Here is a 12982-nt window from a genome sequence, read left to right as displayed (position 1 = left end):
GGATCCCTTCCGTACGGGGGCGCCTTCGTGTGCCGTACGCGTCGGCCGGGCGTGCGCGTCAGTGCTCGACCCCGTCGGCGAGCTTCTGGCCCTTCAGCAGGAACCAGGCCGCGACCGCCGTCGCCAGGAGGACCGCCGCGCCGGCACCGGCCGCGATGCGCAGGCCGTCGACGAAGGCCGCCTGGGCGGCGGAGACGAGGGCCTCGGCCTGGGCCGGGGCGAGGCCCGCGGATGCCTCGACGGCACCGCCGAGGGAGTCGTGGGCCGCGGCGGCCGTGCCCGCGGGCACGCCGGCCGGGGTGGCGAAGCCCCGGTAGACACCGGTCACGATGGAGCCGAGCAGCGCGATGCCGAGGGCCGCGCCCAGCTCGTACGCCGTCTCGGAGACCGCGGACGCGGCACCGGCCTGCTCCTTGGGGACGCTGGAGAGGATCACGTCGGCGGTGACGGTGAAGGCGAAGCCCGCGCCCACGCCGACGACGAGCAGGCTCGCGCCGAGCAGCGGGTAGCCGGTGTGCTGTCCGATGAGGGTCAGGGTGGCGAGCGCGAGGCCGATCGCGGCGAGTCCGCCCGCGACGACGGACCGCACGGTGAACCGCCGGGCGACGTGGCCCGCGATCAGACCGGCCGTCACCGCGCCGATGGCGGCGGGCAGTTCGGCGAGTCCGGCCTCCAGCGGCTGGCGGCCCTGCACCAGCTGGAAGAACTGGGACAGGAAGAACACCAGTCCGGACAGGCCCAGAATGGTCAGCAGGTCGGCGAGGACGGCGGCGGAGAAGCCGCGGTTGCGGAACAGCCGCATGTCCAGGAGCGGGGTCGGCAGGGTGAGCTGGCGGCGGACGAACCAGGTCAGGCCGCCGATGCCGATGAGCGCGGAGACGGCCACGTCCGGGGTGAGGCCGTGCGAGGCCACTTCCTTGATCGCGTAGACGACGCCGATCATGCCGACGAGGGAGAAGCCGACGCTGGGCAGGTCCCAGGGGCCGGGGCTGGGGTTCTTCGACTCGGGGATCAGCTTCGCGCCGACGAGGACCAGGACGGCCATCACGGGCAGGTTGATGAGGAAGACCGAGCCCCACCAGAAGTGTTCGAGGAGGAATCCGCCGACGACGGGGCCGACGGCGGCACCGGCCGAGGCCATGGCGCCCCAGATGCCGATCGCGAGGCTGCGCTCGCGCGGGTCGTGGAAGAGGTTGCGGATCAGGGCGAGCGTGGACGGCATCAGGGTGGCGCCGGCGACACCGAGCAGGGCGCGGGCCACGATCATCATCTCGGGGCTGGTGGCGTAGGCGTTGAGCACCGAGACGGCACCGAAGGCCACGGCTCCGGTGAGCAGCAGCTTCTTGCGGCCGATGCGGTCGCCGAGGCTGCCCATGGAGACGAGCAGACCGGCGATGACGAAGGAGTAGACGTCGCCGATCCACAGCAGCTGGCTGCCGGACGGCTTGAGGTCCTCGGAGAGGAACGGGGTCGCCAGGCCGAGCACGGTGGCGTCCACGGCCACGAGCAGCACGGCCAGGACGAGCACGGCGAGGGCGAGCCACCGGCCGGGACGGCGCACGCCCTCGGTATGGCTCTCCTGCTGTACGGTTTCGGTGATCACTGCTCCACGCTCCTGCGCGCTCCGCCGAGCAGCAGCTCGGCGATCATGTACTGGAAGTCCTTGGCGGCGACCCGCCCGTCGGCGACCGCCCAGGCGCCCGCGCCGACCAGCCCGTAGAAGGCCTCGCTGAGCCAGACGGGCGTCAGGTCGATCCGGAAGACGCCCTGCTCCTGGCCGCGCCGGAAGAGTCCGGCGATCCGGGCGTCGAGGCGGGCCCAGCCCTCGTGCTGCTGGTCGCCCTCGAAGAGCTGGTTCTCGGTGACGAGGAAGGCCAGCAGCGGCGCGACCGGCTCCGTGGCACCGACCAGCCTGCGGACCGCCTCGTCGGCGGGCCCCTCGTGGATCCTGGCCGCGTCGAGCGCGGCCTCGGTCTCCTCGATGCACATCTGCTCCAGCGCCCGGATGAGTGCGTCCCGCCCCGCGAACTGGCGGTGCAGGGTGGCGCGGCCGATGCCGGCGGCCCTGGCGACCTCGTCCATGGTGGCGGTCGCCTTGCGGGAGAGCAGGGCGGCGGCGGCGTGGAGCACCTGGGTGCGGTCGACTGACATGAGACAACTGTACCCCGAATGAGACATCAATGTCTCATTCTAAAGTCGGATGCCTCACGAAGGCGGGGGAGGAATGCTGTGGACATGACGAAGCCGCTGCTGCTGATCGACGTGGACGGGCCGCTGAACCCGTACGCCGCGAAGGCCTGGCGCCGGCCGGAGGGGTACGCCACCCACCGGATGAGCCCGACGGGCTGGACGGGTGCCAAGCCGCTGCGGGTGTGGCTGAACCCGGACCACGGCGACGAGCTGCTGGCGCTCGCCGACGCGTACGACCTCGTCTGGGCGACGACCTGGAAGGGCGAGGCCAACGACTGGATCGGGCCGCCGCTGGGACTGCCGGAGCTGCCGTACGTCGACTGGCCCCGGATGCACGGGAAGGCCCCTCGCGGGACCTTCTGGAAGACGCAGTACGTCCTGGAGTACGCGGCGGGGCGGCCGTTCGCCTGGGTCGACGACGACATCACGTCGTACGACCACGAGTACGTGGAGCGGCACCACCTCGCCGCCGCCCTGCTGCTGCGCGTCGACGAACGGATCGGGCTGACCCGGCCGGACTTCGACGCGCTCGCGGACTGGGCGGCGGCGCTGTAGGGAGTGCCTCGTCGACTCAGTTCTTGGCGGTGGCCCAGGCGTGCTGGATCACCAGGTCCGCCTTCACCTCGACCAGCTGGGTCGCGACCGCCGAGGGGGCCGTGCCGCCCCGGCCGCTGCGGGAGGCGAGGGCGCCGGGCACGTCGAGGACGGTGCGGACCTCGGGGGTGAGGTGCTCGGAGATCTTCGCGAACTGCTCGTCGCTGAGCTCGTCCAGCTCCTTGCCCTCCGCCTCGGCGACCTTGACGCACTCGCCGGCCACCTCGTGCGCGACCCGGAACGGCACGCCCTGCCGGACCAGCCATTCGGCGATGTCGGTGGCGAGGGAGAAGCCCGCCGGGGCGAGCTCCTCCATGCGCTCCCGGTGCACGGTGAGGGTGGCCATCATGCCGGTGAAGGCCGGGAGCAGGATCTCCAGCTGGTCGATGGAGTCGAAGACCGGCTCCTTGTCCTCCTGGAGGTCCCGGTTGTAGGCGAGCGGCAGGGCCTTCAGCGTCGCCATGAGACCGGACAGGTTGCCGATGAGGCGGCCGGACTTGCCCCGGGCCAGCTCGGCGATGTCCGGGTTCTTCTTCTGCGGCATGATCGACGAGCCGGTGGAGAAGGCGTCGTGCAGGGTCACGAAGGAGAACTCCTTCGTGTTCCAGATGATGATCTCCTCCGCGATCCGGGAGACGTTCACGCCGATCATCGCCGTGATGAAGGCGAACTCGGCGACGAAGTCCCGCGAGGCGGTGCCGTCGATGGAGTTGCCCGCCGAGCCCCGCTCGAAGCCGAGGTCCTTGGCGACCGCCTCCGGGTCCAGCCCGAGCGAGGAGCCGGCCAGCGCGCCGGAGCCGTACGGGGAGACGGCAGTACGGGTGTCCCACTGGCGCAGCCGCTCGGCGTCCCGGGACAGCGCCTGGACGTGGGCGAGCACGTGGTGGGCGAAGAGCACCGGCTGGGCGTGCTGGAGGTGGGTCCGGCCCGGCATGGCGACGTGCGGGTGGGCCTCCGCCAGCCCGACCAGGGCGTCCTGGAGGTCGGCGATCAGACCGCCGATGATCCGGGCGTGGTCGCGCAGGTACATGCGGAAGAGGGTGGCGACCTGGTCGTTGCGGGACCGGCCGGCCCGCAGCTTGCCGCCGAGCTCGGCGCCGAGGCGCTCCAGGAGGCCCCGCTCCAGGGCGGTGTGGACGTCCTCGTCGGCGAGGGTCCCCGTGAAGGAGCCGTCGGCGACGTCCGCCTCCAGCCGGTCCAGGCCGGCCAGCATGCGGGTCAGCTCGTCCTCGTCGAGCAGCCCGGCCTTGTGCAGCACGCGCGCGTGGGCACGGGAACCGGCGATGTCGTACGGCGCGAGGCGCCAGTCGAAGTGGACGGACGCGGACAGCTTCGCCAGGGCCTCGGCGGGCCCGTCGGCGAACCGGCCGCCCCAGAGCCGGACGTCACCGTTGTTGCTGCTCACAGCTGTTGCTCCTCAGGACTGTGGATGTACCGCCGCCTCCCCGCGTACGGGTGACGGGGAGGCGGCTGTCGAACGACGTGGGGTCAGCCGAGGTCACGCTTCGCGGCGATCTTCGCCGAGAGGGCGAAGATGTCGATGAAGCCCTGGGCCTTCGACTGGTCGAAGGTGTCGCCGGTGTCGTAGGTGGCGAGGTTGAAGTCGTAGAGCGACTCGGCGGACTTCCGGCCGGTGACGACGGCGCGGCCGCCGTGCAGGGTCATCCGGATGTCGCCGGTGACGTGCTGGTTGGCCTCCTGGATGAAGCCGTCCAGGGCCCGCTTGAGCGGGGAGAACCACAGGCCGTCGTAGACCAGCTCGCCCCAGCGCTGCTCGACCTGCCGCTTGTAGCGGGCGAGCTCGCGCTCGACGGTGACGTTCTCAAGCTCCTGGTGGGCGGTGATCAGGGCGATCGCGCCGGGAGCCTCGTACACCTCGCGGGACTTGATGCCGACGAGCCGGTCCTCGACCATGTCGATCCGGCCGATGCCCTGGGCGCCGGCGCGCTCGTTGAGCTGCTGGATGGCCTGGAGGACGGTGACGGGCTTGCCGTCGATGGCGACAGGCACGCCCTCCTTGAAGGAGATGACGACCTCGTCGGCCTCGCGGGCGACCGCCGGGTTCTGGGTGTACTCGTAGATGTCCTCGATCGGGGCGTTCCAGATGTCCTCGAGGAAGCCGGTCTCGATGGCGCGGCCGAAGACGTTCTGGTCGATGGAGTACGGGGACTTCTTCGTAGTCGCGATCGGCAGGTTCGCCTTCTCGGCGAAGGCGATGGCCTTGTCCCGGGTCATCGCGTAGTCGCGGACCGGGGCAATGCACTTGAGGTCCGGGCCGAGCGCCTGGATGCCGGCCTCGAAGCGCACCTGGTCGTTGCCCTTGCCGGTGCAGCCGTGGGCGACGACGGAGGCGTTGTGCTTGTGGGCGGCGGCGACCAGGTGCTTGACGATGGCCGGCCGGGAGAGGGCGGAGACCAGCGGGTAGCGGTCCATGTAGAGGGCGTTGGCCTTGATCGCCGGGAGGCAGTACTCCTCGGCGAACTCGTCCTTGGCGTCCGCGACCTCGGCCTCGACCGCACCGCAGGCGAGCGCGCGCTTGCGGATGACGTCCAGGTCCTCGCCGCCCTGGCCGACGTCCACGGCGACGGCGATGACCTCGGCACCCGTCTCCTCGGCGATCCAGCCGATGGCGACGGAGGTGTCCAGGCCGCCCGAATAGGCGAGTACGACGCGCTCGGTCACGGGGTTCTCCTTACCTTGCAACCACTGATGGGTATAACTATGCAGTCCTCCGTATGTTTTGTCAACGCGGTCCGGGGAAGCCCGCCTGCCCGGCGGAAAACCCCAGGCGGGAGCGTGCGCGAGAGCTCTAGGCTCCGTGCATGACGAGCGAGGAGAGGCCGCTCGACGCGGCGATACGGGCACTCGCGCGCGGGCGCGGGCTTCCGGGGACACTGGAGCTGTGGCGCCCGGCCACCTGGACCGAGCTGGACGCGCGCATCCGTGAAGGCCACCCCTGGTGGTCCTCCGCCGACCGCCCCGACCACGGCTGGCTGACCGGGAACGGCCGCGCCGCCGCCCCGCGGTCCCCGTTCGGCGGCCCCCGGCCCACCACGGGACAGCTGGCCCTCGCCCTCTGCGACGCCGACGGACGCGTCCGCGAGGCGGCGCTCGCCCACGCCGCCGGGCGGCCCGCCGTGCTCCCGCTCGTCGCCGTGCGCACGGCCGACTGGGCCGAGCCGGTGCGGCGGCGGGCCCGCCAGGTCCTGGCGGCGGCCCTGCCCGGAGCCGACGAGCCCACCCTCGCGGTCACCGTCCCCGTGATGATCCGGGTCGGACGCCGGCTGCGCGGCACCGAGAGCACCGCCCTGCTGCGGGAGTTCCTGGACACCGCCCCGGGCACCGCCGTCCGCGCCCTGATGCTCCACCGCGACCGGCCCACCCGGCGGCTCGCCCTGGACCTCGCGGTCGAGCGGGGGCTGCTGCCCGCGGGCGAGCTGGCCCGGCTGGCCGCGTACGACGAGGACACGGCCGTACGGGGCAGGGCCGCCACCGCCGCGCTCGCCGCGGGCGTGCCCGACGAGACGCTGCCCCTGCTGCTCGGCGCCCGCTCCGGCGACGTGCGCTCGGCCGGGGTGACCGCCCTGCGCAGGGCCGGGCGGGCCGTCGAGGCCGAGCCGTTCCTGTACGACCGCTCCGGCCTCGTGCGGGCCTGCGCCCGCTGGGTGCTGCGCCAGGACGGCCGGGACCCCCTCCCCCTCTACCGGACCGCCTGCGCGGACCCGAAGACGGTGCCCGACCGGGCGCCGCTCGGGCTCGCGGAGTGCGGCGAGCGGGCGGCCGACCTGCCCCTCCTCTGGGAGCTGACCGCACACGAGCGGGCCCAGGTCCGGGCCTTGGCCGTCGCCGGTCTGCGCGTCTTCGAGGTCGCCGACCACGCCCGCCTGCTGCCCCTGCTCGACGACCCCGCGCCCGGTGTCGTACGGGAGGCGGCGCGGGCCCTGCTGCCGTGGGCGGACCGGCTGCCGGAGCAGGAGCTCCTGCGCCGCACCGGTCCCGGCCGTCCGCTGCACGTCCGCGTCCGCGCCCTGCGACTGCTGCGCGAGAGCGGCTCGGGGGCGTACGAGGCGACGGCCCGGAGGCTGTGCGAGGACCCCGATCCGGTGGCGCGGCTGCGGTTCCGGCGCGCCCTCGGGATCGAGGAGGCCGGCCCCCGGCGGCAGAGCCGTCGGTTCTGGTCCTGGCTCTCCTGACCGGCCGTCCCCGCCCGGTCGGCCGCACGCCCGCAGGACGAGTCCCCCGGGCGGGGCGGTGACCGGCCCCGGCGGGCTCCCGGGCCGCCGCTCCCGCCGGCGCCGCTCCCCCGTACGGCGCGCCGCTCCCCCGTACGGCCCCGTGACCTGGCGGCCTCCCGGCGGCCCGCCTAGCGTCGCGCCATGCGCACCCTCCTCGCACTCGGCGCCCTGGCCGCGACGCTGGCCGCGCCCGGCCCCGTGCCGCCGCCCGCGCCCGGACCCGCGCCCCTGCCCGCGCGCATGGCGGACACCGGCGGCGGCACGCAGCTGATCACCGCCGTGGCCGGGGACACCGCCGCCACGACCGGCACCCTCACCTGGTGGGACCGGCGCGGCGGGCGGTGGGTGAGGACGGGCTCGGCGCCCGCCCGGTTCGGCGCGAAGGGGCTCGCCGAGGGCGAGCGGCGGCGGCAGGGCACGAACACCACGCCGACGGGCCTGTACGACCTGCCGTACGCCTTCGGCATCGAACCGGCGCCGGCCGGGACGGCGTACCGCTACGCGCGCGTGACCGACCGGTCCTGGTGGTGCCAGGACAACGACGCCCGCGCCTACAACCGGTGGGTGGAGGGCCTCCCCCGGGACTGCCGGGCCGCCGAGGCCGAACACCTCGTCACGTACGAGACGCAGTACGCGCACGCGCTGGTCGTCGGCTTCAACTACGACCGGCCGGTGCGCGGCCGGGGCGCGGGCATCTTCCTGCACGTGAACGGGCCGGGGGCGACGGCCGGGTGCGTGTCCGTGCCCAAGGACGCGATGCGGCGGATCCTCGCCTGGGCCGACCCGGCCCGCCGACCGCACATCGCCGTCGGCACGCGGGGCGGACCGACGGCGATCACGCGCTACTGAGCGCCGCTCAGCGCTCCTTCTGCGCGAGGCGCAGGAGGTGGTCGGCGAGGGCCTGTCCGCCGACCGGGTCGCGGGAGATGAGCAGGAGGGTGTCGTCACCCGCGATCGTGCCGAGGATGGCGTGGAGTTCGGCCTGGTCGATGGCCGACGCGAGGAACTGGGCGGCGCCCGGCGGGGTGCGGAGCACCACCAGGTTGGCCGATGCCTCGGCGGAGATCAGCAGTTCGCCGGAGAGGCGGCGCATGCGCTCCTCCTTGGCGGACTCCCCCAACGGGGCCTGCGGGGTGCGGAAACCGCCCTCGCTGGGCACGGCGTAGATGAGTTCGCCGCCCGTGTTGCGGATCTTCACCGCGCCGAGCTCGTCGAGGTCGCGGGAGAGCGTCGCCTGGGTGACGCTCAGCCCGTCGTCGGCGAGGAGCTTGGCGAGCTGGCTCTGCGAGCGCACCGGCTGCCGGTTGAGGATGTCGACGATCCTGCGGTGGCGCGCGGTGCGGGTCTGCGGAACCGACGGCCCTCCGTGCTCGATTTCCTGCGCGTCGGTCATCGTCGTCTCATTCTCCGGTTCGTCCTTGCCCGTTCGCCACGTCGAGGACACCGGGCAGGGCCTGGAGGAAGGCGTCCGCCTCCGCGTCGCCGATGACGAGCGGCGGCATGAGCCGTACGACATCGGGGGCGGGCGCGTTCACCAGGAGACCGGCGTCCTGAGCCGCCTGCTGCACCTGCGGCGCGAGGGACTCGGTGAGCACGATACCCAGCAGGAGGCCCGAGCCACGGACGTGGGAGACCAGCGGGTGGCCCGAAGCCTCGATTCCGTCGCGCAGCTTCTCGCCGAGGCGCTTGACCTCGTCGAGGCGGCCGTCGGCGGCGAGGGTGTCGAGGACGGCGAGTCCGGCGGCGCAGGCGACCGGGTTGCCCCCGAAGGTGGTGCCGTGGTGGCCTGGAGTGAACAGGTCGGCCGCCGGGCCGAAGGCGACGGTCGCGCCGATGGGGAGGCCGCCGCCGAGACCCTTGGCGAGGGTGACGACGTCGGGGTCGACGCCTTCGTGCGCCTGGTGCTCGAACCAGTGTCCGGTCCGACCGATGCCGGTCTGCACCTCGTCGAGGACGAGCAGGGTGCCGGTGGCGCGGGTGATCTGCCGGGCCGCCTTCAGGTAGCCCGCGGGCGGGACGACGACGCCGTTCTCGCCCTGGACGGGCTCGACGACCACGAGGGCGGTGTCCTCGGTGACGGCGGCGCGCAGCGCCTCGACGTCGCCGTAGGGCACGTGGGTGACGTCGCCGGGCAGCGGCAGGAACGGGGCCTGCTTGCCGGGCTGGCCGGTCAGGGCGAGGGCGCCCATGGTGCGGCCGTGGAATCCGCCGGTGGTGGCGACCATGTGGGGGCGGCCGGTGAGCCGGCCGATCTTGAAGGCGGCTTCGTTGGCCTCGGCGCCCGAGTTGCAGAAGAAGACCCTGCCGGGGCGGCCGAAGAGCTGGAGCAGCCGTTCGGCGAGGGCGACGGGGGGCTCGGCGACGAACAGGTTGGAGACGTGGCCGAGGGAGGCGATCTGCCGGGAGACGGCCTCGACGACGGCCGGGTGGGCGTGGCCGAGGGCGTTGACGGCGATGCCGCCGACGAAGTCCAGGTACTCCTTGCCGTCGGCGTCCCACACCGTGGCGCCCTCGCCGCGGACCAGCGGCAGCCGGGGCGTGCCGTAGTTGTCCATCAGCGAGCCCTGCCAGCGCCGGGTCAGCTCCTGGTTGCTCATTTCTCCCCCTCGGCGTCCCGGGCGTCCTGGGCGTCGGGCACGACCATCGTGCCGATGCCTTCGTCGGTGAAGATCTCCAGCAGGATGGAGTGCTGGACGCGGCCGTCGATGACGCGGGCCGTGGTGACGCCGTTGCGGACGGCGTGCAGACAGCCCTCCATCTTGGGCACCATGCCGCTGGACAGCTCGGGCAGCAGTTTCTCCAGCTGGCTCGCGGTGAGCCGGCTGATGACCTCGTCGCTGTTCGGCCAGTCCTCGTAGAGGCCCTCGACGTCGGTCAGGACCATCAGCGTTTCGGCGCCCAGCGCCGCAGCGAGTGCCGCAGCCGCCGTATCAGCATTGACGTTGTAGACATGGTCGTCGTCCTGGGAGCGGGCGATGGAGGAGACGACGGGGATGCGTCCGTCGTCGAGGAGTGCCTGGATGGCGCCGGTGTCGATGGCGGTGATCTCGCCGACCCGGCCGATGTCGACCTGCTCGCCGGCGATCACCGGCTGGTGCCGGGTGGCGGTGATGGTGTGGGCGTCCTCGCCGGTGAGGCCGACGGCGAACGCGCCGTGCCGGTTGAGCAGTCCGACGAGCTCGCGCTGGACCTGGCCGGCGAGGACCATCCGTACGACGTCCATGGCCTCGGGGGTGGTGACCCGCAGGCCGGCCTTGAACTCGCTGACCAGGCCCGCCCGGTCGAGGGCGGCGCTGATCTGCGGGCCGCCGCCGTGCACGACGACCGGCTTGAGGCCGGCGTGGCGCAGGAAGACGACGTCCTGGGCGAAGGCGGCCTTGAGGTCGTCGTCGACCATGGCGTTGCCGCCGAACTTGATGACGACGGTCTTGCCGTGGTGGCGGGTGAGCCAGGGCAGCGCCTCGATGAGGATCTGCGCCTTGGGCAGGGCCTTGTGCTTCCGGGTGGTGTGGGTCATGACGAGTACGCGCTGTTCTCGTGGACGTAGTCGGCGGTGAGGTCGTTGGCCCAGATGACGGCGGACTCGGACCCGGCGGCGAGGTCGGCGGTGATGACGACCTCCCGGTAGCGCATGTCGACGAGTTCGCGGTCCTCGCCGACGGAGCCGTTCTTGCAGACCCAGACGCCGTTGATGGCGACGTTGAGCGCGTCCGGCTCGAAGGCGGCGGAGGTGGTGCCGATGGCGGACAGCACCCGGCCCCAGTTGGGGTCCTCGCCGTGGATGGCGCACTTGAGGAGGTTGTTGCGGGCGATGGACCGGCCCACCTCCACGGCGTCGTCCTCGGTGGCCGCGTTGATCACCTCGATGCGGATGTCCTTGCTGGCGCCCTCGGCGTCGCCGATGAGCTGGCGGGCGAGGTCGGCGCAGACCTCCCGTACGGCCTCGGCGAACTCGTCCCGGGCGGGGGTGACGCCGGCGGCGCCGGAGGCGAGCAGGAGGACGGTGTCGTTGGTGGACATGCAGCCGTCGGAGTCCACCCGGTCGAAGGTGAGCCGGGTGGCCTGCCGCAGCGCGGAGTCCAGGTCCTCGGCGCCGAGGTCGGCGTCGGTGGTGAGGACGACGAGCATGGTGGCGAGGCCGGGGGCGAGCATGCCGGCGCCCTTGGCCATGCCGCCGACGGTCCAGCCGTCCTTCGTGACCACGGCGGTCTTGTGGACGGTGTCGGTCGTCTTGATGGCGATGGCGGCCTTCTCGCCGCCGTGTGCGGACAGCTCGCCGGCGGCCTTCTCGACGCCGGGCAGCAGCTTGTCCATGGGGAGCAGGACGCCGATGAGGCCGGTGGAGGCGACGGCGACCTCGCCGGCGCCGACGGGCGCGCCCCGGTCGCTGAGGACCTCGGCCACCTTCTCGGCGGTGGCGTGGGTGTCCTGGAAGCCCTTCGGGCCGGTGCAGGCGTTGGCGCCGCCGGAGTTGAGGACGACGGCGGTCAGCTCGCCGTCGGCGAGGACCTGCTGGGACCACAGGACGGGGGCGGCCTTGACGCGGTTGGAGGTGAAGACTCCCGCGGCGGCGCGGCGCGGCCCGGTGTTGACCACGAGGGCCAGGTCCGGGTTGCCGTTCTCCTTGATTCCGGCCGCGATGCCCGCGGCCGTGAATCCCTTCGCTGCGGTGACGCTCATGGAGCGACTCCAATCGTGGAAAGTCCGGTCTCCTCGGGGAGTCCGAGGGCGATGTTCATGCTCTGCACCGCGCCGCCGGCGGTGCCCTTGGTGAGGTTGTCGATGGCGCTGATCGCGATGATCCGGTTCACGGCCTCGTCGTGGGCGACCTGGAGCTGTACGGCGTTGGAACCCTGGACGGACGCCGTGGACGGCCACTGCCCCTCGGGCAGCAGGTGGACGAAGGGCTCGTCGGCGTAGGCCTTCTCGTACGCGGCGCGCAGGGTCTCGGCGGTGACGCCGGGCCTGGCGGGGGCCGAGCAGGTGGCGAGGATGCCGCGGGGCATGGGCACGAGGGTCGGCGTGAAGGACACGGAAACCCGCTCGCCGGCCACGGCGCTGAGGTTCTGGATCATCTCGGGGGTGTGGCGGTGGCCGCCGCCGACGCCGTACGGGGTGACGTTGCCCATGACCTCGCTGCCGAGCAGGTGCGGCTTGAGGGCCTTGCCGGCGCCGGAGGTGCCGGTGGCGGCGACGATCACCGCTTCCGGCTCGGCGAGCCCGTCCGCGTAGGCGGGGAAGAGGGCGAGCGAGACGGAGGTGGGGAAGCAGCCGGGCACCGCGACGCGCTTGGACCCCTCCAGCGCGGCGCGGGCGCCCGGCAGTTCGGGCAGGCCGTAGGGCCAGGTGCCGGCGTGCGGGGAGCCGTAGAACCGCTCCCAGTCGGCGGAGTCCTTCAGCCGGAAGTCGGCGCCCATGTCGATGACGAGCGTGTCGGGGCCGAGCTGTTCGGCGACGGCGGCGGACTGCCCGTGCGGGAGGGCGAGGAAGACGACGTCGTGGCCGGCGAGGACGCCGGCCGTGGTGTCCTCGAGGACGCGGTCGGCGAGCGGCAGCAGGTGCGGCTGCAGGGCGCCGAGGCGCTGCCCTGCGTTGGAGTGGGCGGTCAGGGCGCCGATCTCGACGCCCGGGTGGGCGAGGAGGAGACGCAGGAGCTCTCCGCCCGCGTATCCGCTCGCGCCCGCGACTGCTGCTCGTACCGTCATGGAAACCCTCCTCATGGATGGCATGACTATACGTGCAGCCGCAGTTTTATGCAAAGAGCGGATGGAGAGCGGAAGCCCACGGGGGTAGCCGGGGCGGCGACGGGAAGCCCCGTGAGACGCCCCGGGGAGGCCGTGCACGGAAAAGCGGATGCGTCCGCGCGGGCCCCTCGCCTACCCTCGGGCGCATGTCGACGCCCCGAATTTCCTAGCCGAGGACCCACCACCACGCCACCCGTGTGTCCTTCAGCCTGTTCGGAG

At 72.9% G+C, this 12982-nt stretch carries 12 protein-coding genes; 3 read left to right on the top strand and 9 right to left on the bottom strand.

All coding sequences use genetic code 11. The features are described 5' to 3' along the window. Positions 1-58: 58 nt before the first annotated feature. Entirely contained in the window at positions 59-1603 is a 1545-nt protein-coding gene (locus ABD954_RS28090) for an MFS transporter (protein WP_382745580.1), read from the bottom strand. Next, the gene (locus ABD954_RS28085) at positions 1600-2151 is read right to left on the bottom strand and encodes a TetR/AcrR family transcriptional regulator (RefSeq protein ID WP_345490167.1); all 552 of its coding nucleotides are present in this window, start codon (positions 2149-2151) and stop codon (positions 1600-1602) included. Before ABD954_RS28085 ends, ABD954_RS28090 begins: the two co-directional genes overlap by 4 nt. A gap of 84 nt (positions 2152-2235) precedes the next feature. On the opposite strand from ABD954_RS28085, the gene ABD954_RS28080 reads away from it, so the two are divergent. Next, positions 2236-2745, top strand: a complete 510-nt coding sequence (locus ABD954_RS28080) for an HAD domain-containing protein (RefSeq protein WP_345490165.1) — start codon at positions 2236-2238, stop codon at positions 2743-2745. 16 nt (positions 2746-2761) lie between these two features. Here the strand turns inward: ABD954_RS28080 and argH are convergent, their stop codons facing one another. Both argH and ABD954_RS28070 read right to left on the bottom strand, forming a co-directional pair. Beyond that, positions 2762-4189: an argininosuccinate lyase gene (gene argH, locus ABD954_RS28075; RefSeq protein WP_345490163.1), complete on the bottom strand. Its 1428-nt coding sequence runs from the start codon at positions 4187-4189 to the stop codon at positions 2762-2764. Between the two features lie 83 nt (positions 4190-4272). Continuing rightward, complete coding sequence (locus ABD954_RS28070) at positions 4273-5466, bottom strand: argininosuccinate synthase (protein WP_345490161.1); 1194 nt, start codon at positions 5464-5466, stop codon at positions 4273-4275. A gap of 140 nt (positions 5467-5606) precedes the next feature. Between ABD954_RS28070 and ABD954_RS28065 the strand changes: the two genes are divergently transcribed. Next, a complete protein-coding gene (locus ABD954_RS28065) occupies positions 5607-6977 on the top strand; it encodes a hypothetical protein (protein ID WP_345490159.1) in 1371 nt (456 codons plus the stop codon). Positions 6978-7160: 183 nt separating this feature from the next. Further along, positions 7161-7868, top strand: a complete 708-nt coding sequence (locus ABD954_RS28060; RefSeq protein WP_345490157.1) for a L,D-transpeptidase family protein — start codon at positions 7161-7163, stop codon at positions 7866-7868. A 7-nt stretch (positions 7869-7875) separates the two neighbouring features. Here the strand turns inward: ABD954_RS28060 and ABD954_RS28055 are convergent, their stop codons facing one another. Genes ABD954_RS28055 through argC form a run of 5 tightly spaced genes read right to left on the bottom strand, consistent with a single transcriptional unit; the run spans position 7876 to position 12724 of the window. After that, positions 7876-8412 (bottom strand): arginine repressor, encoded by a 537-nt coding sequence (locus ABD954_RS28055; protein WP_345490155.1) that lies wholly within the window; start codon positions 8410-8412, stop codon positions 7876-7878. Positions 8413-8419: 7 nt separating this feature from the next. Next, positions 8420-9616 (bottom strand): acetylornithine transaminase, encoded by a 1197-nt coding sequence (locus ABD954_RS28050; RefSeq protein WP_345490153.1) that lies wholly within the window; start codon positions 9614-9616, stop codon positions 8420-8422. Next, positions 9613-10536 carry an acetylglutamate kinase gene (argB, locus tag ABD954_RS28045; protein ID WP_345490151.1) on the bottom strand — a complete coding sequence of 308 codons (924 nt, stop codon included), beginning with the start codon at positions 10534-10536 and terminating at the stop codon, positions 9613-9615. The genes ABD954_RS28050 and argB overlap by 4 nt, the downstream gene beginning before the upstream one ends. Further along, positions 10533-11699, bottom strand: coding sequence for a bifunctional glutamate N-acetyltransferase/amino-acid acetyltransferase ArgJ (gene argJ, locus ABD954_RS28040; protein WP_345490149.1), 1167 nt, complete (start codon positions 11697-11699; stop codon positions 10533-10535). Before argJ ends, argB begins: the two co-directional genes overlap by 4 nt. After that, positions 11696-12724, bottom strand: coding sequence for an N-acetyl-gamma-glutamyl-phosphate reductase (gene argC / locus ABD954_RS28035; RefSeq protein WP_345490147.1), 1029 nt, complete (start codon positions 12722-12724; stop codon positions 11696-11698). Before argC ends, argJ begins: the two co-directional genes overlap by 4 nt. Positions 12725-12982: the final 258 nt, after the last annotated feature.

The sequence above is a fragment of the Streptomyces roseoviridis genome, from assembly GCF_039535235.1.
Classification (GTDB): Bacteria; Actinomycetota; Actinomycetes; order Streptomycetales; family Streptomycetaceae; genus Streptomyces; species Streptomyces roseoviridis.
This window is presented reverse-complemented; position numbering and strand designations above follow the sequence as displayed.